Origin of the sequence: Adhaeribacter soli (assembly GCF_008727925.1) — a bacterium.
Lineage (GTDB): Bacteria > Bacteroidota > Bacteroidia > Cytophagales > Hymenobacteraceae > Adhaeribacter_A > Adhaeribacter_A soli.
The window spans coordinates 237,923-261,737 of the sequence record NZ_VTWT01000003.1 but is presented as its reverse complement, the minus strand read 5'-3'; the positions used below and the strand labels follow the sequence as shown (position 1 = coordinate 261,737).

At 39.8% G+C, this 23,815-nt stretch carries 19 protein-coding genes; 18 read left to right on the top strand and 1 reads right to left on the bottom strand.

Features of this window, described 5'->3' with window-relative positions:
- Positions 1-7 precede the first annotated feature (7 nt).
- The 14 genes from F0P94_RS07290 (at position 8) to F0P94_RS07225 (ending at position 16,952) form a co-directional block, all read left to right on the top strand.
- Positions 8-1,381 carry a site-specific integrase gene (locus F0P94_RS07290; RefSeq protein ID WP_191906960.1) on the top strand — a complete coding sequence of 458 codons (1,374 nt, stop codon included), beginning with the start codon at positions 8-10 and terminating at the stop codon, positions 1,379-1,381.
- 154 nt (positions 1,382-1,535) lie between these two features.
- Positions 1,536-2,597 (top strand): hypothetical protein, encoded by a 1,062-nt coding sequence (locus tag F0P94_RS07285; RefSeq protein ID WP_150903217.1) that lies wholly within the window; start codon positions 1,536-1,538, stop codon positions 2,595-2,597.
- A 278-nt stretch (positions 2,598-2,875) separates the two neighbouring features.
- On the top strand, positions 2,876-3,220 hold the full coding sequence (locus F0P94_RS07280) for a hypothetical protein (RefSeq protein ID WP_150903216.1): 345 nt from the start codon (positions 2,876-2,878) through the stop codon (positions 3,218-3,220).
- 6 nt (positions 3,221-3,226) lie between these two features.
- Positions 3,227-3,538, top strand: coding sequence for a helix-turn-helix domain-containing protein (locus F0P94_RS07275; RefSeq protein ID WP_150903215.1), 312 nt, complete (start codon positions 3,227-3,229; stop codon positions 3,536-3,538).
- Positions 3,538-4,284: a helix-turn-helix domain-containing protein gene (locus F0P94_RS07270; protein WP_150903214.1), complete on the top strand. Its 747-nt coding sequence runs from the start codon at positions 3,538-3,540 to the stop codon at positions 4,282-4,284. Before F0P94_RS07275 ends, F0P94_RS07270 begins: the two co-directional genes overlap by 1 nt.
- Entirely contained in the window at positions 4,202-4,948 is a 747-nt protein-coding gene (locus F0P94_RS07265; RefSeq protein WP_150903213.1) for a P-loop NTPase family protein, read from the top strand. Before F0P94_RS07270 ends, F0P94_RS07265 begins: the two co-directional genes overlap by 83 nt.
- A gap of 14 nt (positions 4,949-4,962) precedes the next feature.
- The gene (locus tag F0P94_RS07260) at positions 4,963-5,451 is read left to right on the top strand and encodes a hypothetical protein (protein WP_150903212.1); all 489 of its coding nucleotides are present in this window, start codon (positions 4,963-4,965) and stop codon (positions 5,449-5,451) included.
- Positions 5,452-5,453: 2 nt separating this feature from the next.
- Positions 5,454-5,660 carry a hypothetical protein gene (locus F0P94_RS07255; RefSeq protein ID WP_150903211.1) on the top strand — a complete coding sequence of 69 codons (207 nt, stop codon included), beginning with the start codon at positions 5,454-5,456 and terminating at the stop codon, positions 5,658-5,660.
- Between the two features lie 239 nt (positions 5,661-5,899).
- A complete protein-coding gene (locus F0P94_RS07250; RefSeq protein WP_150903210.1) occupies positions 5,900-7,789 on the top strand; it encodes an ATP-dependent nuclease in 1,890 nt (629 codons plus the stop codon).
- A complete protein-coding gene (locus F0P94_RS07245) occupies positions 7,770-9,815 on the top strand; it encodes a UvrD-helicase domain-containing protein (protein ID WP_191906959.1) in 2,046 nt (681 codons plus the stop codon). Before F0P94_RS07250 ends, F0P94_RS07245 begins: the two co-directional genes overlap by 20 nt.
- Positions 9,816-9,983: 168 nt before the next feature.
- Positions 9,984-11,618: a type I restriction-modification system subunit M gene (locus F0P94_RS07240; protein ID WP_150903208.1), complete on the top strand. Its 1,635-nt coding sequence runs from the start codon at positions 9,984-9,986 to the stop codon at positions 11,616-11,618.
- 11 nt (positions 11,619-11,629) lie between these two features.
- On the top strand, positions 11,630-12,874 hold the full coding sequence (locus tag F0P94_RS07235) for a restriction endonuclease subunit S (RefSeq protein WP_150903207.1): 1,245 nt from the start codon (positions 11,630-11,632) through the stop codon (positions 12,872-12,874).
- Between the two features lie 7 nt (positions 12,875-12,881).
- A complete protein-coding gene (locus F0P94_RS07230) occupies positions 12,882-14,081 on the top strand; it encodes a PDDEXK-like family protein (protein WP_150903206.1) in 1,200 nt (399 codons plus the stop codon).
- A gap of 3 nt (positions 14,082-14,084) precedes the next feature.
- On the top strand, positions 14,085-16,952 hold the full coding sequence (locus F0P94_RS07225; protein ID WP_150903205.1) for a type I restriction endonuclease subunit R: 2,868 nt from the start codon (positions 14,085-14,087) through the stop codon (positions 16,950-16,952).
- 660 nt (positions 16,953-17,612) lie between these two features.
- On the opposite strand, the gene F0P94_RS07220 is transcribed toward F0P94_RS07225, so the two are convergent.
- Entirely contained in the window at positions 17,613-19,088 is a 1,476-nt protein-coding gene (locus F0P94_RS07220; protein ID WP_150903204.1) for a hypothetical protein, read from the bottom strand.
- A gap of 50 nt (positions 19,089-19,138) precedes the next feature.
- On the opposite strand from F0P94_RS07220, the gene F0P94_RS07215 reads away from it, so the two are divergent.
- The 4 genes from F0P94_RS07215 to F0P94_RS07200 all read left to right on the top strand — a co-directional run bounded on the left by F0P94_RS07215 (position 19,139) and on the right by F0P94_RS07200 (position 23,768).
- Positions 19,139-19,771, top strand: a complete 633-nt coding sequence (locus tag F0P94_RS07215; protein WP_191906958.1) for a hypothetical protein — start codon at positions 19,139-19,141, stop codon at positions 19,769-19,771.
- Between the two features lie 465 nt (positions 19,772-20,236).
- Complete coding sequence (locus F0P94_RS07210; protein ID WP_262714326.1) at positions 20,237-20,650, top strand: DUF3347 domain-containing protein; 414 nt, start codon at positions 20,237-20,239, stop codon at positions 20,648-20,650.
- Positions 20,651-20,656: 6 nt separating this feature from the next.
- A complete protein-coding gene (locus F0P94_RS07205) occupies positions 20,657-21,121 on the top strand; it encodes a heme-binding domain-containing protein (RefSeq protein WP_150903201.1) in 465 nt (154 codons plus the stop codon).
- Between the two features lies 1 nt (position 21,122).
- Positions 21,123-23,768, top strand: a complete 2,646-nt coding sequence (locus F0P94_RS07200) for a multicopper oxidase domain-containing protein (RefSeq protein WP_150903200.1) — start codon at positions 21,123-21,125, stop codon at positions 23,766-23,768.
- Positions 23,769-23,815 lie beyond the last annotated feature (47 nt).

The following is a 23,815-nucleotide window of genomic DNA, read 5'->3' as shown; positions in this document are numbered from 1 at the left end:
TACAAAAATGGGCTACACTTTTAACCTTTACTTAGACCGGGCTATTTCCGATAAAGAACTTACCCGATTGCAAACTTCTTCAGACACGGAAGCTCGAAAAGCGGCCGATTTGCAAATTGCTACTAAGCAACTTCAGATCTTTCTGTATGTACGGTTTCCAAAGAACACCATTAAAGTCTTTGTTAATCGCAAAGTTACCCAAAAGCAATGGGACGCAGCCAAGCAGCGGGTAAACCCAACCTACTTCAAAGCAGGTGCTATAGAGATGAACCTCTATCTGGAGAAGGTTCTTAATGATGCGCAAAAATTAAATGAAGCTAGTCTTTTGGCTGGCGCACATATTACCAAGGAGCAGCTCAAAGAAATTATTGATAAACTTAACTTAAAAGAAACAGGTCCTAAACCTGTAAGCCTTGAAGAGGCCTTTGAGGAGTTTCTAAGATTGGCAGATCACCTTAAAGCTGCCAACACTAAAAAGAACTACGTAACTGTTAAAAACCACTTGGAGAAATTTGCCAAGGCAAAGCAAAAGCCATATGACTTCGCACTCTTCACATCGAGCTTCCCAAATACCTATGGGGAATATTTAAGCCAGATAGAGAGTTTAGGGTATAATACGATAGCCAAACATCTTCGCATCCTTAAAACCTTTTTATTCTTTTGTACCGATGAGCGGAATTATAACCAGCTGCAGGATTTTCGTAAGTGGAAAGCACTTGCAGAGAAGGAGAAAGAAATTTATACGCTTACCAAAGAGGAATTGATGAAGCTGTATAAATATGAATTCGAACATACGCGCCATTCCCAGGTTCGGGATGTTTTCTGCTTTGCTTGTTTTACAGGTCTTCGCTTTTCCGATGTAGAGAACCTGAGGTGGGAGGCAATTAAAAAGGATCAGATAAAAGTTCTTCCGGTAAAGACAAGGCATCGCGATTCTAAACCTATAATGATTCCCCTAAATAGCTTTGCCCAGGAAATTCTGAAAAGGTACAAGGGAAAAGATAGACCGTTGCCGGTAATTAGCTCTCAGAAGTCAAATAAATACCTTAAAGAAGTAGGCCAAATCCTGGAGTTTAAGGAACCTGTGAAAGTACTTAAGCATAAGGGAAGCAGCACGACGGAAGAATATGTTCCAAAACACGAAGTCCTAACTTTCCACGTAGCTCGAAAGACCTTTATTACTACCTCCCTGATCTTAGGAATGCCTGAGCGGGTGGTGCGGGAATTCTCCGGCCATAAATCTGAAAAGGATTTTGCAAAGTATGTGAAACTAGCAGATACTTTTAAAGAACAGCAAATGCATCAGGCCTGGAATGAAGATGCCTTTAAAGAAAAGCCCTCTAAAATTAGAACAAAGAAAAAAATAAATGTGGATAAGTAGTTCGAATTTGTAATCATGTAATGTTCTAACTTTGTAAGCAGCTAAAGTGTCCACACATTTTGATTCATCTTTTTTTCATTGTTGCAGCCAATGGAAGAAGTCAGAGATGAATCAAGTTTTAAAATGAAACACTTTAACTAAATACAAATTATAAATGAACACAAAACTAATTAACTATTGGAAAGAGGATTATCCAGAAATTAAAAAAGAGCTGCTTAGGATTTCCAAAATGGCTTTTCAAATGGGGGGCAATACTGCGAATTGGGTACTTCCATCGTACCTTGACCGAACTGCTATTGCTAAGACGGAGGAAACATTCCGGGAATCTTTAGAAGGTCATTTAAAAACACAAACAGATTTAAGGCTATCGCTCAATAACCCATTCAGTTTATTGAATGAGGATCTAAGTTATTCTCTTCTAGCCGAGAAATTCGCTATCGCCTATCTTTCAACTTCCAGTCCAGAGGAGGTGCTCCAATGGCTTGAGAAAGTAGATAAATATGAACTAAGGGTTATTGATTTAGCCGTAGGTGTGAGCCATTTTTTAGTAACGAATGAGCTAGTCAGAATTCTAAACTTAGGATTTCACGGCTGGTTGATCGAACAGGGCAAAATAGAACCTGATTCAGAACCAATAGATTTACCTAATGATGATATTCATGACCTTGATAGTGCCAACTCAGATGATTCTACATCGGTAGCCATATTTGAGCCTGCAGGTAAAAGTAAAACCTTTAAACCGAAGGTTAAGAGTGCCAGAGTTGCGGCAATGGAAAAGTTGCATGGATTTCCTTGGATGAATGAGCCATCTGAACGTACAAAAAGATCCATCCATAATTATTTATTAGAAAATAAAATGATTGAGCCTTCAATTCCTGTTTCTGAAATTGGTGCTCTTTTCACAGAAGAAGGCCCTTCTGCTCCGATTAGATTTTTGAAATGCCCAGGGAAGTTGGTAATGTTTTTTAGGCTGCTGACTAGGGATGTATTAAAATCAGCCACCGAAATCCCAAATTTAGAAGACTTTAGTACAAAGGCTATTAGGAGCTCATCTTATTGGCTTTATCCTCGCCTTATAGGAACTTTTAGAGATAAAAATGGAGAGAGGTTTACCACTATCCAACTTTCCAAATCAGCGGGGCAATATAAGGTAGATGAACTCGATACTTTAGATTGGTTCATTAAAATGGAAGAAAGCCTGCAGGCTGCCTCTTAAATAAGAAAAGTTTATTTAGAATTTTTCAAGAAAAGATCGCTGTTAGCGATCTTTTTTTTTGCCTTGTGATTTTACATTTAACTACTAGGCAGAATAGTTAAGAAAGTAATCTGACGTAAAATTGGGCGAAGTTTTGGTTTCCCGAAATTCAAAAATCAGGTTAAGTTTTTAAGAATTGGGATAAGATCTTTAGAACTGGGTTGAAAAAAAAAGCTGCCTTGTTAAGAAACTGCTAACGCTTTAATATTGCGACAGTTAATAACTAAAAACTATAAAAAATGTTTTTTAAAAAAATCAAAAATCCAGTCACAAGGATCGCAAAAAAAGGGCTATCCAGCCCCGACAACCATCAGCCTTCATCCTATCAAAAATCACAAATTACTTATCAAAAAGCTTCTGCTTACGAGGTGGTTAATGCCTTGGCAAGAACCTTGTCTTCTAATGGCTTTAATAAAAATCTTAAATGTGCCTTATCAAAGATAAAAGAAGTTAAGCAACGGTTTATGATTAAGGTGTTTATTCTGCATCGATTCATAATTGGCAATCCTGGTTTGATCCTTATTCTTTCTAAGGCCTGGTTCTTAAGTCTTTTGTTTCACACTTTTTACTCCTGCTTAAATTAAAAATATATGAACCAGAAATTTGATTTAAAATCCTTTCTAGATCAAGCAGAAAGCTTTTTTACCAATTGTTTTTACCAGGCAGCACTGCGCATCCAAAGAGAAGGGCAAAATGTCCAGCTTGCAAACCCAATTCCAACAGAAGGCGAGGATATCATTACAATCGCTGATGTCTGCAAGCTTCTTAAAATTTCCCGCCCTACCGTTAACGACTGGATGAAGACAAATAAGCTGCCTTACAAACGCATTGGCCGCCGGGTTTACTTTATCCGCCAGGATGTACTTGCTGCTTTACAATCATTTAACCGGAGGGCTAAATAATGAAAGTTTTCAATAGACCTAAAAACAAAGCAATTCTTCCGGCGGAAGTACGCTTCCATCCGGATCTCAATGATGGTGAAATTCTGGCTTATGGCGAGATCGCAGCTTTATGTGGAAAGAAGACCTTTTGCTGGCCTAAGAATAACCACCTGGCTCAACTTCTTAATAAAAGCACAAAAACTATTTCTCGGGCTATCAAAAAATTAACTGACTTAAAGCTGATCACGGTTAAAAGTAACCCTGAAAAGGGAGACCGGCGAGAGATCCATTTATTGCCTTTACCCGGGACATCTGAGACCCAAGTGACGGACAAGAATGTCCAAGGGGGTGGACATTTATGGGAAGAAAAGCCTGATTCACTCCTTATAGTATTTAATAATGACATAAGTAATGACAGAAGTGAAAGTATTCTGCCTGCTCAAAAATTAAAAAAAGAAGTTGAGTTTTTTAAGGATTCTGGGCTTTTACCAACCAAAGATGACATTAGGAACATAATGGGTAAGGTGCCATCAACTTTGACTAAAGGTTTAGACCTTGATCTTGAGGCAAATAAATTTTATCTGTATTACAAAAGTAATGGCTGGAAAATTGGAAGTTCAAAAATGGTCTGTCTTCCTTCCGCGATTGAAAAATGGTTTCTTACTGCATTAAATTTTAAAAAAAATGTTACAACTCAAAGAAATACTAACCAACACAAATCCTTCAACTATCTCGCGGTCGGTAACTACACCGGGCGGGAATTTTAATCCGCTCGCCAGATTCACAGCAGAGCAATTACTCAATGTAGTTATTTGCTTCCACGAATATCTTGCCAGACAGGAAAGCTTTAAAACCTGGCTTCCAACCCTTTTTATAGATGAGAATAATTTAGAGCCGTTGCTCAAAATATGTGCATCCTTCGCTCAGGATAAAAAAGCACTACTGCAGTTTAAAATGCGAATCAATAGAGGGTTAATCATTTCGGGAGCACCCAGCCAAGGGAAGACCCATATTTTAAGATTATTTCAGCGGTTGATAGGCTATTATAGCCAGGGGGAATCCTTCGGGTTAGTAAATGCCCAAAAAGTTGTTCGGGAGTTTGAACAGAATGGTGCGACTGTGGTGGATAGGTATTCAAATAAACGCAATATGAAATGTGAGTTGATAGATTATGCTTATGATGATATTCTTGCTGAGAGACCAGCACGGCATTACGGCGGGCCTGAAACCTTGGTGATGCCCGAGATAATTGAGATCCGGGAAAGCGTTATGAATAACCACGGCATAAAAACTTATTTCACTACGAACCATCGCAGCGCGGTTATAAAAGACATTTACGGAGACAGGACAATTGAGCGAATACTTGCCATGTGCGATCCGGTTGTTTTCCCTCCTGAGGCCGGAAAATTCAGACATAATTCAATGAGTTAAGATTAAAGAAAGAAATGAAAAAGTTAAAAGATATTACTGTTCCAGTAGCTGGCAGGATCAGTCCGGAACTTAAACACAAGTTTGAACTGGCTGCTGCTGAGCTAGGCGTTAGTATGGCCCAATATGTATCGCTGATGCTTTATCTGGCAGAGGATGATGAAACGAACCTGGAAAGTATTAAATCACAGTTGCTTGAAACTATTAAAAGTGGAGACCAACAAATTACCAGAACTGATCAACAAAAAGAAGTGGTTTGGGAAAAAGCTCCTTTTGCCGGAATGCTGGAAGCCGTTCTGAAAAATGAAAAAATATTAGCAGAACTATTTGTTACAAATGGTAACAGGCCGGTCCCAAGCACCGAATTGGTTGATAGAGGCTTTAAGTACAATGTACTTTTACAAGGCGAGTACCACGACAAAGTTTACTATTATTTTACTGGATTGCACGGCTGGGCTTTTACTGATTCCTCAAAAAAATATGTTAGCATTATAAAGAAGGTATAGCAATGGATAATGTAGTTTTTGATATAAACCCGGCAGATCTACAATTCGATGGTAGTATTAAAGAGCCAAAGAAGGCTTCTGGAGTAATGGTAGTGTTTGTGCTGGTAATGGTAGTTGTAGTGGCTACGATATTTCTTTGGTACTTCCTTAAAAAGCCGTCCCTTCAGACGAGGGATTTTGAGACAGAAAATACAAATAGGGTGCTTTAATCGAGCCCCTATTTTTTTGCTTAATAGTAAATAAGTGAAATAGCTACAAACAAATCTTTCTTTTATTCTCAATGAGGTTGTTGAAATTTAACAAAACCCTTTTGATAGGTTTCCGATTATTTATAACTTTTGCCCTATATTATTGATAATTGGCTTGAAACGAAGAAAGAAGCGAGCTTTCTCTTTGTAATAATCAAGTATTCAGTAGATTATTTAATTAAAAGTTTACCTTCTTCAAAATGCACCTATCAAACCTAAAGCTATGGAATTTCAGAAAGTTTGGATCTTCTGGTCGGATAGAACCAAGCAAGCCAAATTTAAATGTGCCATTTCAAAAGGGGGTTAATATCCTAATTGGAGAAAACGACTCTGGAAAAACGGCGATAATTGATGCTATAAAATTAGTTCTCAAAACCCATAGTGCAGAATGGATTAGGGTTGATCTGGACGATTTTTATGAAGATGTGGATGAGTTAAGAATTGAATGCCTTTTTGAAGATTTAAATGAGGATGAAGCAAAAAACTTTACAGAGTGGCTAAGTTGGAGTGGCTCTGGCGAAAATGCAAAACCATTATTGCAGCTAATTCTCCGCATTTCACGAAAAGGAAATCGGGTGTTGCCTTTTGAAGTAAAAGCCGGTCCGGATACTGAAGGTTATCCGCTTACTGCAGAGGCCAGGGAGTTTTTAAAAGCAACATATCTTAGGCCCTTAAGAGATGCGAATTCTGAATTAATCCCGAAAAGGAATTCTCGACTGTCTCAGATCTTAGCTGGCCACGATGCTTTTAAAGGGAGAGATAATGATCATTCTTTTGTGGACCTTATCAAAAGGCTAAATCATGAAATTGGAGAATATTTTAATGGGAAGGATCCAAATGGTATTACACTTTCTGATTTAAAAGGAAAGGAGTTAAAAGATTCAATTGATAAACTTTTAGGCCTTTTCTCCAACAGAAAATCGAAGCTGTCAATGTCCGGCAGTAAGCTCCAAAGCATATTAGAAGCTCTGTGCTTACTCTTCGATGATTGTAAAAATTTAGGACTTGGAAGCCATAATCTACTTTTTATAGCAGCGGAACTACTTCACCTGCAAAATAGCAATCATGTTTTAAGGCTAGGGTTGGTGGAAGAAATTGAAGCACACTTACACCCTCAAGTGCAGATGCAAGTAATTGAAACCTTGCAGAAAGAAGCAAGCTCAGTCCAGCTTATATTTACAACGCATAGCCCTAATATTGGGTCCAAAATTCCTTTACAAAATTTAATAATTTGTCAAAGCGGGCAAGCTTATCCAATGGGTCCCTCTAAAACTAAATTAGAGGAGACAGATTATAAGTTTCTTCAACGATTTTTGGACGTTACAAAAGCTAACCTGTTCTTTTCACGCGGAGTAATATTGGTTGAAGGCTGGGCTGAGGAATTATTAATTCCAGCTTTGGCTAAAAAGATAAATATTAATCTTACCGAAAAAGGAGTTTCTGTTATCAATATAGGTAATACTGCTTTCCTTCGATATGCCAAAGTGTTCCAGCGTCAGGATGAACCGGAAATGAAAATCCCTGTGGCAGTAATTACAGATGTAGATGTTGTGCCATTTGAAAAGATTCCCACAAAAGAAATAGAAGGCCCTGGTGGAGTTAAAACAAATGTACCTTTAAGTCAATTAGAAATAAATGATCTCATAAGCCAAAACACCTTATCGAAAGAGAGTAAATATAATGGCCAAGTAGTGAAATCCTATATTTCTCCTTTTTGGACTTTAGAATACTGTATTTCATTGTCTGTAAAGCTTAGAAAGATATTTTTCAAGTCTGTTCTTGAAGCTTTAAAAGATCAGAAGATAGATGAAGGCGTGGTAAGACTTACAGCATATGATAATGCGATACAAAGTTTGGAAACTCATTTTAATAACTGGGCTGATTCCAAAGAAGTAATTGCATATAAAATTTATGACCAAATACTGACTGGCGCAAATGATTTAGGAGTTGCTAAGGATGCGATTTCCAAATCGATTATTGCACAAAGATTTGCTGAGAACCTGGAGAGTGAAAATGCTGACAATCTTAAAACAGAAGCAAGTATTCTTTATCTATTAAATGCCATTGAATATGCAGCTGGAAGTAACTGATTTAGATATTGAGAGTGCAGAGCAAATTCTTTTTGGCCGGATAAATGTTTTTGATGCGGAAAGAAGAATATTCTTAAAGAATTTAGATACTTGTGACCTTCAGGCTGTACCTGGCAGTGGGAAAACGACAGTTTTGTTAGCCAAGCTTTTAATATTAGAAAAGCGACTTCCTTTAGATTCAGGAAGAGGGATATTGGTTTTATCTCATACCAATACGGCAGTAAATGAAATTAAGAAAAAGATTGGTAAGCACTGCCCAAAACTATTTTCCTACCCGAGCTTTGTAGGTACTATCCAATCTTTTGTTGATAAATTTTTAGCAATACCGTGCTATGCTAATTTATATAAAAAGCGGCCTTTAAGAATTGACAATGAGATCTATATGGAGACTATTGAAAGAGAATTCAATTTCAAAATTAAAGATTTCAGCGTCCAAGAGCACAAGAATGCAAAGTGGTTTATAAATGCAAAGGGATTATTAGGAGGATATAGGATTCAATTTAATAATCCTAATTTTGAATTAGTTAAGTATATAAATGGTAAAAACGTTGAAATTGAAAAGCCTAAAAAGAATAGCAAAGCTTGGGTAGATTTTTCAGAGGCTGAAAAGTCAAGAATCAAACAATGGCTTATTTCATTAAAGAAAAAGGTGTTTAACAAGGGTATATTACATTATGATGATGCCTATTTTTTTGCCAACGTTTATTTAAGCCGTAATCCTCAAATACTTTCCTTTTTAAAAAGACGCTTTAATTATCTTTTCATCGACGAGATGCAGGATATGGAAAAGCATCAGTTTGAGCTATTAGAAACTATTTTCTATGACCCTTCAAATACTACTGTTTTCCAAAGAATTGGAGATATAAATCAGTCAATTTTTACAGATGGGTCATCTACAAGTTCATCCAGTTGGACTGATAGGGAAGCAAAGCTTACTCTATCTGGTAGTCACAGATTAAATCCTGGAGTAGCCAAAGTTGTTCAAAATTTTGGCGCGGAATCTTTTATTGAAATTAATGGATTACATACCTCCAATGAGGTAAAACCTCACATAATTTTATTTGACCAGCAATCTAAAGGGAGGGTAATTGAAGCCTTTGCTAATCTTATCAAGCAGCATCAAGCAAATAATGAAATTCCTTTAGTATTAGATCATCCAATTAAGGTAATTGGCTGGAATGGTAAGCTTCCGGAACCTGATAAGCTCAGAATTAAGGACTATTTTGAGCCTTACGACAAGGAAGAACAAAAGCCTAAAATAGACTACCCGAACTTGCTAAGCTATCTGAAATATTTTGACAAGGGGACACTTACTTTAGATCCGATCAGGAAAAATATTCTTAATGCTATTCTGAGAGTAATAAGGTTAGAAGACATAAAGGAAGATGGGCGAAATTTTACTAAGCGGAGATTTCTCAATTATCTCGCTCTGGTTTCACCAAGTAAAGCTGAGGAATTCAGTAAATCTTTGTACCAATGGTGTATTAACATTATTAAAGGCAAAGTAACGGAAGTCCACCAAGGTATTATTGAGAATGTAACTGTTCTAATTTGTGAAATTTTTTCAAAAGAAGCTTTAGGGTTACAGAGCATGTTCTTCTTAAATGACACTTCGACACTAGAAACAATTGATGGACCGCTGATAGCTAAAAATAATGTTTTTTGCTATGAAGATCTGAAATTTGAAGTGACAAATATACACTCAGTAAAAGGTGAAACCCATACAGCTACTTTATATCTTGAAACTTGCTATCATAAGCATGAAACCGAATTTTGTTTAGATGCTATCTTAGGCAATTATACTCCCTTCAAAAAACGGCAAAAGCAAGCCGCAAAGATGATGTATGTCGGATTTTCCAGACCTACCCACTTATTGTGTTTTGCTGCTTCTTTGGATAGACTCCAAAATAAAGTGGAGGAATTAGAAAGAGTAGGTTGGAAAGTCATACATCTAAATGAAAGCACTGGCAACCCAACTATTGCTATTGAAGCTGAAGTATTGGGGGCTACTAATGAGATAGAGTAAATCCACCAATATAAGATGATTCTTCTTTATCTCTCAATCTAAATTATTTACATCTCCAATATTAACTGCTAAGAGTTTTAAGGCCTAATTCGGCAACAGATACAGCTAAAATTCCTACATTTGAATACCAGTTCTGGCCTGGCAGTTTTCCTTATATTACCCCCTGAAATGTCCGAAAACCACAAAAGAATATTAGAACAACAACTCTGGAACATTGCCAATACCCTTAGAGGCAAAATGGGTGCCGACGAGTTTCGCGATTATATACTAGGCTTTATCTTTTACAAATACCTTTCCGAAAAGATGGAGCTGTATGCCAACAAAATTTTGGCAGAAGACGGTCTTAAATACCAGGACATAAACGAAGCTACCGAAGTTGGGCAGGAATACCTTGAGGCAATTAAAGAAGAAGCCCTAGGTAGCCTGGGGTACTTCCTGAAACCGGCCGAGCTGTTCAGTGAAATGGCCCGGAAAGGAAATGCCAATGCTCAGGAAGAAGGAATCAGTAACTTTATTCTGGATGAGCTAACCCAAGTACTTAATCATATTGAGCAGAGCACCATGGGTACAGAAAGCGAAGACGACTTTAACAAGCTCTTCGAAGACCTGGACCTGACCTCTACTAAGCTGGGCCGTACCGAAGCTGCAAAAAACGACCTGATCGCTAAAGTGCTGGGTCACCTCGATAAAATAGATTTTAAGCTGGAAGATACCGAAGCAGATGTGCTGGGTGATGCCTACGAATACCTGATCGGGCAGTTTGCCAGCGGGGCCGGTAAAAAAGCCGGAGAGTTTTACACGCCACAAGAGGTATCGAAAGTACTGGCAAAGCTGGTAACTACAGGCAAAACCAAATTGAAATCGGTGTACGACCCAACCTGTGGTTCGGGGTCTTTGTTGCTGCGGGTAGCAAAAGAGGTAGAAGAAGTTTCTAACTTTTACGGGCAGGAACTTAACCGCACTACCTACAACTTGGCCCGGATGAACATGATTCTGCACGATGTGCATTTTCAGAAGTTTAATATCCGGCAGGAAGATACTTTGGAGCATCCTCAACATTTAGAGCATCGGTTTGAAGCTATTGTAGCTAATCCGCCTTTCTCGGCACAGTGGAGCGCCAGCCCGTTGCACATGTCCGATGACCGGTTTAGCCAGTACGGCAAATTAGCGCCAAGCTCCAAAGCTGATTTTGCCTTTGTGCAGCACATGATCCATCACCTAGCTGATAACGGAACTATGGCGGTAGTTTTGCCGCATGGCGTATTGTTTAGAGGTGGAGCCGAAGGGCACATCCGCCAGTACCTGATCGATGACCGCAACTACTTGGATGCCGTGATCGGTTTGCCGGCCAATATCTTTTACGGCACCAGTATTCCAACTTGTATTCTGGTATTTAAGAAGGGCCGCGAAAATGCCGACAATATTTTGTTTATAGACGGCAGTCAGCATTTTGAGAAGGTGAAAACGCAGAATATACTGCGGGACGAAGACATAAATAAAATTGTAGAAACCTACCGCCGCCGGGCCGAAGAACCGAAATACAGCATACGCGCCTTGCTTTCCGACATTGCCGCCAATGATTACAACCTGAACATTCCGCGCTACGTGGATACTTTCGAGGCAGAAGACCAAGTTGACTTAAACGCTATATCTTTGGAGTTAAAAAGTCTAGAATCGCAGATAACTGAAACCGACCAAACTATAGCCGGATTTTGCGAAGAATTGGGCATTGAACCGCCTTTCTTAGCGGCTGAAACGGTAGGGAAAACCACTGAAAAAGTGCTGCCTTCCGCTAACTTTTAATCCCCAAAACCATGAAGCCAACTATACAAAAAGCGAAAATTCCAGCTTTGCGTTTTCCAGAGTTTGAAGGGGAATGGGTTTTGAATGTTTTTTCTGATTTAGTTAATGTAATCGATTGTAAGCACAGAACGCCACCATATGTGGAGGAAGGGATTCCAGTAATTTCACCTGGCTCTATCAATTGGGGGGAATTAGACTTGATTACTCCAAACAAAAGAGTAGCACCGGAAGAGTATGAATCACTGATGGATCATTGCAGTCCAGAAATTGGAGATTTGGTTTTTAGCCGAAATCAATCTATTGGTATTGCAAGTATACTCTACAAAAAAGAGAAATTTGTTTTAGGCCAAGATACTGTATTGATTCAAGCTAAGAAAGTAGATCCTTTCTTTATCTATTTTGTTATTCAAACTCATTTAATTCAAACACTGATTTCGAAACTGTCTGGTGGATCAACCTTCTCACGAATTAATCTTAAAGATGTGCGAGAGTTGAAAATGTATGTTTCTACCTCTAGGGTTGAACAGAAAAAAATAGGATCTTTTTTGATTGCTGTAGATAAGAAACTACAAGCCTTAAAGAAAAAGAAAAGTCTGCTAGAGCAATATAAAAAAGGTGTAATGCAAAAGATCTTTTCCCAGGAACTTCGCTTGAAAGATGAACAAGGCAATGATTTTCCGGAGTGGGAGGAAAAGCAGTTGGCGGAGATTTTAAAGGAGCACAAAACCAGAAATGCAAAGGGTAAGATAGAAGAAGTTTTTTCAGTGGCAAAAGAAAAGGGAGTAATAAATCAAATTGAGCATTTGGGTAGATCTTATGCCTCAAAAGATACTTCCAACTACAAAGTTGTTTATCCAGGTGATGTAATTTATACAAAGAGCCCAACAAGTGATTTTCCTTTTGGTATTATTAAGCAAAACAAACTTAATAGAACTGGCATAGTTTCAGTTTTGTACGGAGTATTTTCCCCGACTAATCAATATTTAGGTTTATTTCTGGATTATTATTTTTCTAATTGGAAAAACACATATAATTACCTTAATCCATTAGTTCAGAAAGGCGCAAAAAACACTATGAATATTGGGAATAATGATTTTTTAAATGGTGCCGAAATTTCTCTTCCAAGTTCTGAACAAGAGCTTATTAAAATTGCCTATTTCCTTTCTGCGCTTGATAAAAAAATAAACCATTGCCAAGCCCAGATAGATAAAACTGAGCGGTACAAAAAAGGCCTTTTACAGCAAATGTTTGTTTAAAAACGGTATGGCTAATGCGGAAAAACTAGGCTACTTATTGGGGCATACCAAAACAATCATCGACCATCAGTGGGAGTTGAAAAAAGCACGAGGAGAAACTTTCAATGTGTTCTCTGTGCTAAGCATGGAGCGTTGCGAAAATAAATCACACTCTGCCTTCCTAGCCGAATTGTTAAATCCAAAAGGTTCTCATCTTAAAGGAAGTATCTTTTTGCGGCACTTCTTAAAAGTGCTGAAGGATAAAACCATTGATTACAAAACTGCTCAGGTAAAAGCCGAGCATTACATCGGACCGCGAGACGATAAGGCCAAAACTGGTGGGAGGATAGATATTTATATCTGGGATAAAAAAGGAAGCTGTATTACTATTGAAAACAAAATTGACGCAGGCGACCAGAATGTACAGGTAGAACGATACTGCAATTTCAGAAAGGACAGGAATAAGGTTTATTACCTAACCTTGAAAGGAGGCGATCCCTCGTCAGATAGTAAAGGTGATCTTCAGAGTGGTACAGATTTTTATATATTATCTTATCGTGACCAGATACAAGATTGGTTGGAGAGATGTATAAAGGAAGCCTTCGATCAGCCCATACTACGTGAATCAATAAAGCAATACAAACTCTTGATCCAAAAGCTTACTTCAACTATGGATAAAAAACATCAGCAAAACCTGAATGAGTTGATGCTAAAGCATATCAGGGAGTCATCTTATATTGCGGAGAACTTTGCTAAAGTGAGTGCAGCAATAAAAGAGCATGTTAGGCAAAGTGTTTTAAACAAATTAAAAGACCGCCTTAATTCTAACTATACAATTTATGCAGGAAGGCCAGCAAATGAGCGTTATTCACAAATCTGGATAAAATTGAAAGGTATGGAAAGCAGAAAAATGTTTTTTGGTCTTGAGTCCTTCAGTGGTCAAGGCCATAAAGGAGGAGCCTTATTTATTGGGGTACACAGTTCCAGCGGCAAAAAGAATGATTATACTTCAAAAAGCGAACGGTTTACAAATAACTGGTATAATTTAAAAGAGCTGCCAAACTACGATGGCAATGAGTTAAATTTTGGCAATCCCGATACGCTTCAGAAATTACATACCAATGGTAAATTTAAAGAAGAGCTAGTTGAATATATTGTAATAGAGGTTGAGGCCTATCTTGATCAACATGCTGAACAGTTACGTGCTTTTTTCGAAACTGAAAATTAACCAATGAGCAAACAACCGGAGCAGGAACTCGAAGATAACCTGGTAAAGCAGCTCCAGACGCTCGGCTATGCATTTGTGTCCATAAAAGACGAGCAGGCCTTGCTGGCTAATCTGAAAACCCAGCTGGAAAAATATAACCAGGTTACTCTTACGGCTAAGGAGTTTGAGCGCGTGCTCAACCACCTGAATAAAGGCAACGTGTTCGACCGGGCCAAAATACTCCGGGATAAAATGCAGCTCACCAAAGATAACGGCGAAAGCATTTACTTGGAGTTTATCCAACAGGAAGATTGGAGCCAGAACCAGTTCCAGGTTACGCAACAGGTAAGCATGGCCGGCCTGTATAAAAACCGCTACGACGTTACCTTATTGGTCAACGGTTTGCCTTTGGTGCAGATCGAGCTAAAGCGCCGGGGCCTGGAATTGAAAGAAGCTTTTAACCAGGTAAACCGCTACCACCGGCATTCTTTCGGAGCTTCGCATGGCCTTTACCAATATGCGCAGTTGTTCGTTATCAGCAACGGTGTAAACACCAAGTACTACGCCAACAACAAATCTCAAAGCTTTAAGCAAACCTTTTACTGGGCCGATAAAAACAACAAACTTATTACCCAGCTTGAAGCCTTTGCCAAGGTTTTCCTGGAGCCCAGCTACCTGGCAAAAATGCTTACCAAGTACATTGTACTCAACGAAACGCACAAAATACTGATGGTGCTGCGACCGTACCAGTATTACGCTACCGAGGCCATTATAAACCAGGTAAAATCCAGCGATCAGAACGGCTATATTTGGCATACCACGGGCTCCGGTAAAACGCTTACCTCTTTTAAGGCCAGCCAGATCCTCATGCACTTGCCTAAAGTGCATAAAGTAGTATTTGTAGTAGACCGCAAAGATCTTGATTTCCAGACCACTAAAGAATTCAACAGCTTTTCGGCCGGCAGCATAGATGGCACCGACGATACCCGGGCCCTAGTAAACCAACTTGCTGGCTCTACTAAACTTATTGTAACCACCATCCAGAAGCTGAACAACGCCATTGGTAACGCACGTTTTACTGGAAAAATGGAGGCTCTGCAAAACGAGCGCATCGTTTTTATTTTCGATGAGTGCCACCGCAGCCAGTTCGGCGAAACCCATAACCGCATTAAGCGCTATTTTGCCAATGCCCAGCTATTCGGGTTTACCGGTACGCCGATTTTTGCCGAAAACGTAATCAAAAATGATCTGGGCAAGCGTACTACCAAAGACCTGTTTGGCGAGTGTCTGCACAAGTACCTGATTACAGATGCCATTAAAGATGAGAATGTGCTCAAATTCTCGGTAGAATATATTGGCCGCTACAAAGAAAAGGAAGGCAGCAATACCAACCTCGATATTGAAGTAGAAGATATCGATACTAAGGAACTATTGGAATCGCCCCAGCGCCTGGAAAAGATCACGGATTACATAATCGAAAATCACTCAAAGAAAACGCACGGCAAGGATCTTACTGGCATGTTCTGCGTTGGCAGTGTAGATACGCTTATAAAATATTACGAGCTATTTAAGCAGCGAAAAACTGAAGGCCGCCACAACCTGAAAATAGCCACTATTTTTAGTTACACCGAAAACGAAGAAGACAAAGGGGCTACCGGAATTTTGCCTGATTTTTCGGAGGAGCCGATCCAACTAGCCGCCGAGCCCACCAAAACTTACTGCGCTGCCAGCCACACCCGCGAAAAGCTGGATGCTTTTATTGCCGATTACAATACCCTTTTCGGCACCAAATTTACCACTACCGACAGCCAGTCGTTTTACAACTATTACAACGATATTTCGAAGCGGGTTAAAAACCGAGAAATAGATATTCTGCTGGTGGTAAACATGTTCCTGACCGGGTTCGACAGTCCGGCTGTGAATACCCTGTATGTAGATAAGAACCTGAAGCACCACGGACTGATACAAGCCTATAGCCGTACCAACCGGCTATATACCGAGCAGAAATCGCAGGGTAATATTGTTTGTTTCCGAAATCTGAAACAGGCCACTGATGATGCTATTGCGCTGTTCTCTAATAAGGATGCCAAAGAAACCATTCTTATGGCTCCTTTTGAAGACTATGTAAGCAAATTCAATATAGCTTTTGCCGAGCTTTTAAAAATAGCGCCCTCCGTGAGCAGCGTAGATAATTTACCCAGCGAAAACGAAGAGTTACAATTTGTAACAGCCTTTCGGGAGTTGATGCGCATCAAAAACATTCTGGTTACTTTTGCCGATTTCAGCTTCGATAATTTGGCTATGAGCGAGCAGAGTTTCGAGGACTATAAAAGCAAGTACCTGGACCTGTACGATAAAGTAAAAACCGGCACATCCAAAGAGAAAGAATCGATCCTGAACGACGTGGATTTTGAGCTGGAATTAATTCACCGCGACGAGATCAATGTAGCCTATATCTTAAAGCTTCTCGCCAAACTAAGCAACGCAAAACCAGAAGAACAAGACAAGCAAAAACGAGCCATCCTGGAAATCCTTACAGGTGAAACCACCCTTCGTAGCAAACGGGAACTGATCCGGAAATTCATCGAAGAAAACCTGCCACACATTGAAGATACCGACGATGTTCAGGAGGCCTTTGAAAACTTCTGGGCTGCGGAACAAATGAAAGCGTTTGATGCCCTGACTGCCGAAGAAAAGCTAGATCCTGTAAAGTTACAAGCTGTTTTAGGAAATTACTTGTTTACCGAACGAAAACCACTTAGGGATGAAGTGCTAAGTATGCTTCCAGCTATGCCCAAACTATTGGAACGGAAACCCGTTGCGGAACGGATTACCACTAAAATGATTGGCTTTGTAGAAACATTCATCCGGGGAATGGGTGCTCGGTTATAGGAAACAGTATTCCTGGTTTAAATTATCCGGAACTATGTTCTGAAACTCCAAATTTTTAATTGTAACCTTTTGTAACAGTTGGTTACTTTTTGTAATGGCTTTAAACCAAATGAAAAATTGTTTGCGATGAAGAGCTTTTCAAAAGGGATAGAAATAAAAGAGAAGTTACAATTTGAAACTGCAAAATCTATCCATTTTCTGGGATCTAAAATGCGAGAATTTTACAAAAAGAACATACGTCTTATTTTAACTAAAAAGCAGCTGTTACAAATAGTTACAGCTGTTTTTTTTGACTTTCCTAATTCGCAGAATTTGCAAAAAAATGAAGTGTTTGAACCCTTTAAAATAGATCATTTTTAGGCTATATAAATCTATTTAAATAGATCTTTCTTGTCAACTCACAAAAATATCATCGAGGTTTATTTAAAAAAAAAGCTTCAAAAGGGAAATTTGTAACTTTGCAGGCATTTGATATGTTAATATAGAAAGCATTGCGGTTCGCCGGTAAGCCTAACAATCTTGACCGGGATGGCTGCAATGCTTAATAAAAAAGCCTTCCTTTAAAGAAGGCTTTTTAGTTTTGGAAATTTTTAAATAGAATCCATAATATCATAATTGATCTGGACTTCAGGGAAATCAGTTTCTTTAATCATGCCGTATTTAACGAGTCGCGTTTTGAATGTCACTGAACTTTTTTCTAGCCATGCTAACTCTTCTAAGTCTTTCTTGTGTAGCTTCGAGAGCTCCTCTTTCTGCTTCAAGATTTCCGATTTCTGTTTCAAGGTCTCGCTGAGCTTCTTCTGCATCAAGTTTAATCTTTCGTTCTCTATCTGCCAGTCCAGTTCCTCTTTTTCCAGTAAGGTTAATTGATCCCAATACTTGCTGTATTGATCTTCTAAGTTCTGCAATTCTTGGCTCAAATTTTCTTCTAAGGTCGCTTTCCTCATCATCCAGTCTGTCTCTAACAGCTTGGATTCCTTCTCCATATTCATTTTCTGAATCGGCAACTGTTCCTTCCTCTCGTTCAAGTTCTTTTCTCTTGTTTTTATATCTTTGCTCCAATCCTGAATAGCGTTTTCTATAAGCTTCTTGTTCTCCAACTTCTTCTCCTGCAATTTCAGCCTCCTGTTTTGTAAGGCTATCAATTTCCTGGACTTCGAGCTTTTCAAGCCTTGCAAGAATAGTCCTAGCTTCTGTTTCTGCTCTTGAATTACGGTCGGAAAGTCTTTCTCTAAATCCTTCTTTAGCTTGTTCAATTCTAAGGAACTCTCCTTCAATTGCGTTTCTACTTTCGTTAAATTCAGCTCCTCCCAATATTCCTTTAATTGTGCGTATAGCTTCATTAATCCTGAACGCTCTGCACTCGTAAGCCTCTTCTGGAATAAAGTCTCCTCCGTCCACAATAGTTCTCTTACTTCTCTTTCCAGCAAGGTGGGTATTGGCGTTAAATTTCGTGGTTGCTTGTTCATGATTATAAAGCCATTTGGTATTTTTAGTAATCTTAAAGTTGTTTCCAATTTCTGTACTGTCGTGCGCCTTCGGAATTTTTACTTCAATTGCATCTATTCCTAGCCGAAATAATTTTGCTTGTTTTTCGTGGTCTACTTTATGAGTTGCATGTAGCTCAACCAACAAAATTATTTTACCCTCTCGATCCAGAAAAAGGGCATCTGGCTTAACATACAGATACTTTTTTTCAATTTCTTTATTCTCTCCGGAAGCATATTTGACCTCACCAAACTCATTTTCATACACATATTTTTCCTTCAGGACCTCATAAGCCTGGATTATATGTGAACTCCTGATTTTAGTAAATTCAACTTCGTTGCGCTTGTATCTATATTCAGGAGGAACTTCAATGTAAAGGCTTGGAACCTTAATTTGCTTCTCCATTTGGAGAATGTCTTTTCCTATGGCATGCCTGGCTTTTTCATTTGACCAGTTACATTCTTGAATATCCTTAGAACCTAATTTTGTATGGTGCCTGAAATAAGGCCTGACTTCCTGGCCTTTACAGGCTTCCATTTCATTTTTGCAGCCCTCGCAATAATAACCATTAGCGCCACTTTCTGCGTCATTTATGGATATTCGCTCCAATTTCTTATCTAAAGCCCAGAAAAATGTAATCTTCCCCATAGAAACTTGCCGGTTAATTTGTTCTTCAATATATTAAAAACATAGGAAAGTTGGAAACAATGATAAAAGGTAATCTCTTTTATATTTTGTATAATTCTGCAAAACAATTCCCAAATTCTGTAACGAAAACCACCATAAGAAACCTTTTCTTTGTAATTGGGTATGTAAACCTGTTTATGAACAAGCACCTGAAACAAATAAGCAAACAATTGATGGTATTTGCATTGATTGCATCTATCTTCAATGTCTATGCTTTAGAAGTATGGTGCAGCATATCCATGGCACCTGGGCATCATCAGGGAAAAGGTTCTGGACTTGTACATAGTGAAAGTCCTGTAGATCACCATCATGAAGGCTTAGCCGCCAATCATGACCAAAAAGGCCATGTTGCTCTCATAAATTCTGAATTACAGAAGCACGAAGATAAATGCCCGCATCAAGGTTCATCCAAGGAGAAAGAGGACTGCTGTGATCAGACTAATTTCTTTTATGCATCAGGTTCTGGGCTACAGAAGTTTCAGTTTGCCCCTGACGATTTCCAATTCATAGTTCCTGATCATCTTACTTTTACAGGCTCTCACGCCAATTCACACGCCGATTTACCGGTAAATCTTTTCCCCGATGTTGGGCTAAAACCAAAAATTCCGGACATCAGGATATTTATTTGCTCCCTCATAATTTGATTTACAATTCAGTTCTACCGCAGTAAATAACTGAGGCAAATCCCTGTGCCCATATTTTACTGCACTGGAGTTTTACTCCACCCATCCCAATAATTTAATTATTCATTTGCCAGGAGGATCTTGCCCAACGCAAGATGAAAAACAGCGTCCATCACTTTTAGACCTTTATTCTGAAGTTTTGGTAGAACGTAACGCTATTGGCTTTGGAATTACAGCCATGTTCATTCCATATGATTTATCGATCATTTGGAAAGGATTCCGGCTACCTGTAAATTTTTTAACTCTAATTATAAAAAACCGATGAAAGCCTTAATCCTAAGTTTTGCTTTTTCAACCATATTCTTGACCAGCTGCAATGCCGACTCTCCAAAGAACCAGGTCACAAAATCTGATCAATCTCAAAAAACAGAAGTAGCCAAGCCTAATGAAACACCAGCGCAAAGTGAAGTTTCAATCAAAGGTATAGTGGATGCTTACATAAAAGTAAAAAATGCTCTGGCGAAGGACAATGATAAACTTGCTGCTTCCGGCGGTAAAGAACTGGTAAACGCTATCCAAAACTTTAATAAAAGTGCCCTTACGCCCGAACAAGCTAAAACCTACGCTGATATTGAAGAGGATGCCAAAGAGCACGCGGAGCATATCAGCACGAACGCCGGCAACCTGAAACACCAGCGTGAGCACTTCGAAACCCTAAGCCAGGATGTATACCAGCTGGTAAAAACCTTTGGCACCAGCCAGCCGCTTTATTACGATCATTGCCCGATGTACAACAAAAACAAAGGCGGCTATTGGGTAAGCGAAAGCAAAGCGATCCAAAATCCGTATTTAGGCAAATCTATGCCTACTTGCGGCGTAGTTAAAGAAGAATTAAAGTAAACCTGAATGACCTGGACAAAGAAAATATTGTTGGGGTTGGTAATCCTGTTCATTGCAATTCAGTTCATTCAACCTGCCCGTAATGAAAACGGGCAGGTTTTGCCTTCCGAAATAACTAAAGTCTATGCCATCCCGGATAATGTCCAGACCATTTTCAGGAACAGCTGTTATGACTGCCATAGCAACAATACGCATTATCCCTGGTATGCAAAGATTCAGCCGGGAGGCTGGTGGCTGGCTTCTCACATCAGAGAAGGTAAGGATGAATTAAACTTCAGCACTTTTGGCGATTACTCTACCCGGAGACAAAAAAGCAAGTTAAAATCCATAGTAAATAGCATTCAGGATGATGAAATGCCTCTGAAATCCTATCTGCTATTGCACCCTAAAGCCAAACTTTCAGACGAGGAAAAACTGGCACTGATTAATTGGTCGGAAAAAATTCAGGAAGACCTTGAAAACAAGAATTAAAATGAAAAATATTATAGCAATCCTGCTGTTTTTAAGTTTTGGTCAAGTAACATTTGCCCAGCACGAAGGGCATAACATGCCAGTCAAGCAACAACAGCAATCGACAATTTACACCTGCCCAATGCACCCCGAAGTGCAAAGCAACAAGCCCGGTACCTGCCCGAAATGTGGTATGGCTCTTGTGCGCCAAAAGCCCAAAGCTATACCTAAACCAGCTCCGAAACCAGCTGCTAAGCCTACCCCAAAGGAGGCAGCCAAACCAGCAACGAAACCAACCGTTAGGCCCACAAAACCAGCCGGAAAAAAGGTAGAGAATGAGGCAGAAAAACCTAAGCCACCAGTTCTAAACGAAGACGTAAAAAATGCGCCTGCACAATCATCAGGACATAAAGTAGAAAGTCCTGGGCCAACTTATAAACCTAAAAAAGTCCGGTACGATCTTTATGTAGAAGATACCATTGTAAATTATTCTGGTAAACCTAGGAAAGCTGTAGCGATAAATGGTCAGATTCCAGCGCCTGTTTTAACCTTTACCGAAGGCGATACCGCCGAAATTTACGTGCACAACAAAATGGATGTTGAAACGTCCATTCACTGGCATGGGGTTTTTCTGCCGAATCGCTTCGACGGCGTGCCCTGGCTAACTCAAATGCCCATAAAACCCCATTCCACTTATTTATACAAATTCCCGATCATTCAGAACGGCACTTACTGGTACCACAGCCATAGCGCATTGCAGGAACAGAGTGGTATGTACGGAGCATTGATTTTTAATAAGGTTAATGAACCAGAAATTCCGGCCATTCCAATAGTATTGAGCGATTGGACGGATATGAAACCAGAAGAAGTTTTCCGTTTCCTGCGCAGTGCTAACGATTGGTTTGGGATTCAGAAAGGAGCTGCCCAGGCGTATGCCGAAGCGATCCGGAAAGGACACTTCAAAACCAAACTCACCAACGAATGGAAGCGGATGACGGCTATGGACGTAAGCGATGTGGCTTACGAAAAATTCCTGACCAACGGCAAGCCTATAAATGAGCAAACCCAATTTAAGGGTGGTGACCAGGTAAAACTTAGGCTTGTGAACGGGGGCGCTTCCACGTATTTCTGGCTCACCTATTCCGGAGGCAAAATTACGGTTGTAGCCAACGATGGCAACGATGTAGAACCCGTGGAAGTAGATCGCCTCATCATCGCGCCTTCCGAAACTTATGACCTCATCGTGACCATTCCGGAGGATATGCAATACGAATTTTTAGCTACTGCCGAAGACCGCACCAATTCCACCTCTTTGTGGCTGGGCAGCGGCCATAAAATGCCTGCAAAACCTTTAGGCCGTCTCAAATATTTCGAAGGTATGAAGATGATGAACGGCATGATGAAGATGAATGGCGACATGGAACCTATGGGCATGCAGATGAGCCTGCAGCAAATGGACATGAACATGGTAATGTATCCGGAGGTTACCGGAGAAGAAGAAACAGGTAAGAAGGGTAAAGAAACCTCAAAGCCTGCTTCCGGAAATGCTATGCCAATGGAGCAAAAAACTGATACCACGCAGAAAACCCAATCTATGCAAGGCCACAACATGGAGGGGCATGAAGGCCATAATATGGATATGGCTGCCGATGAGGGTGACTTGGTTACGCTGAATTACGGCATGCTGCGGGCTACAGAAAAAACCACTTTAAAACCCGGACCGGAAAAGTTACTGCGCTTTGAACTTACCGGTAATATGAACCGCTATGTATGGACAATCGATAATAAAACGGTATCGGAAACGGATAAAATCCTGATCAAAAAGGGCGAAAATGTAAAGATAATCATGTACAACAATTCCATGATGCGCCACCCCATGCACCTGCATGGCCACGATTTCCGGGTGTTGAACGGACAAGGAGAATATGCGCCTTTAAAAAATGTGGTTGATATTATGCCTATGGAAACAGATACCCTGGAATTTGCAGCTTCCGAAAGTGGTGACTGGTTTTTCCACTGCCACATTCTTTACCACATGATGACCGGTATGGGCCGGGTATTTTCTTACGAAAACTCACCGCACAATCCTGAACTGCACGATCCGAAAATGAACTGGAGAATGCTGAACATGGATGAAAGAATGATTACAAAATCGGGGCAGATTGGCATTGAAACAAATGGCAGCGATGGGGAATTTTCCCTCAGCACTACCCGCTGGCAAGCTATAACCGAATGGCGGGTCGGCTTCAAAAAGGAATATGGCATTGAAAGCGAAACCTACTTTGGCCGGTATTTTGGTAAAATGCAGTGGCTCTTTCCGTTCATCGGTTTTGACTATCATCACAACAGCGTAGAAAACGAAGCGGAAGAAACGCTTTTAGGACAGACCAGCAACCAAAATAACAGGAAGGCTTTTGTGGCCGGGGTTCAGTATATGTTGCCGATGTTGGTACAGGCTGAAGCCAGGGTGGATAGCAAAGGTAAATTCCGGCTGCAACTGCGCCGGGAAGACATTCCGCTTACCAGCCGTCTACGCCTTAACTTAATGGCTAACACCGATAAAGAGTACATGGCAGGCTTACGCTACATAGTAACCAAATACTTTTCATTATCTACCCATTACGATAGCGACATGAAATATGGAGCTGGTGTAACCATTACTTATTAGGGTGGAGGTGCCAAAATGAATGGTCTTAAATAATTTGATTTAATAAA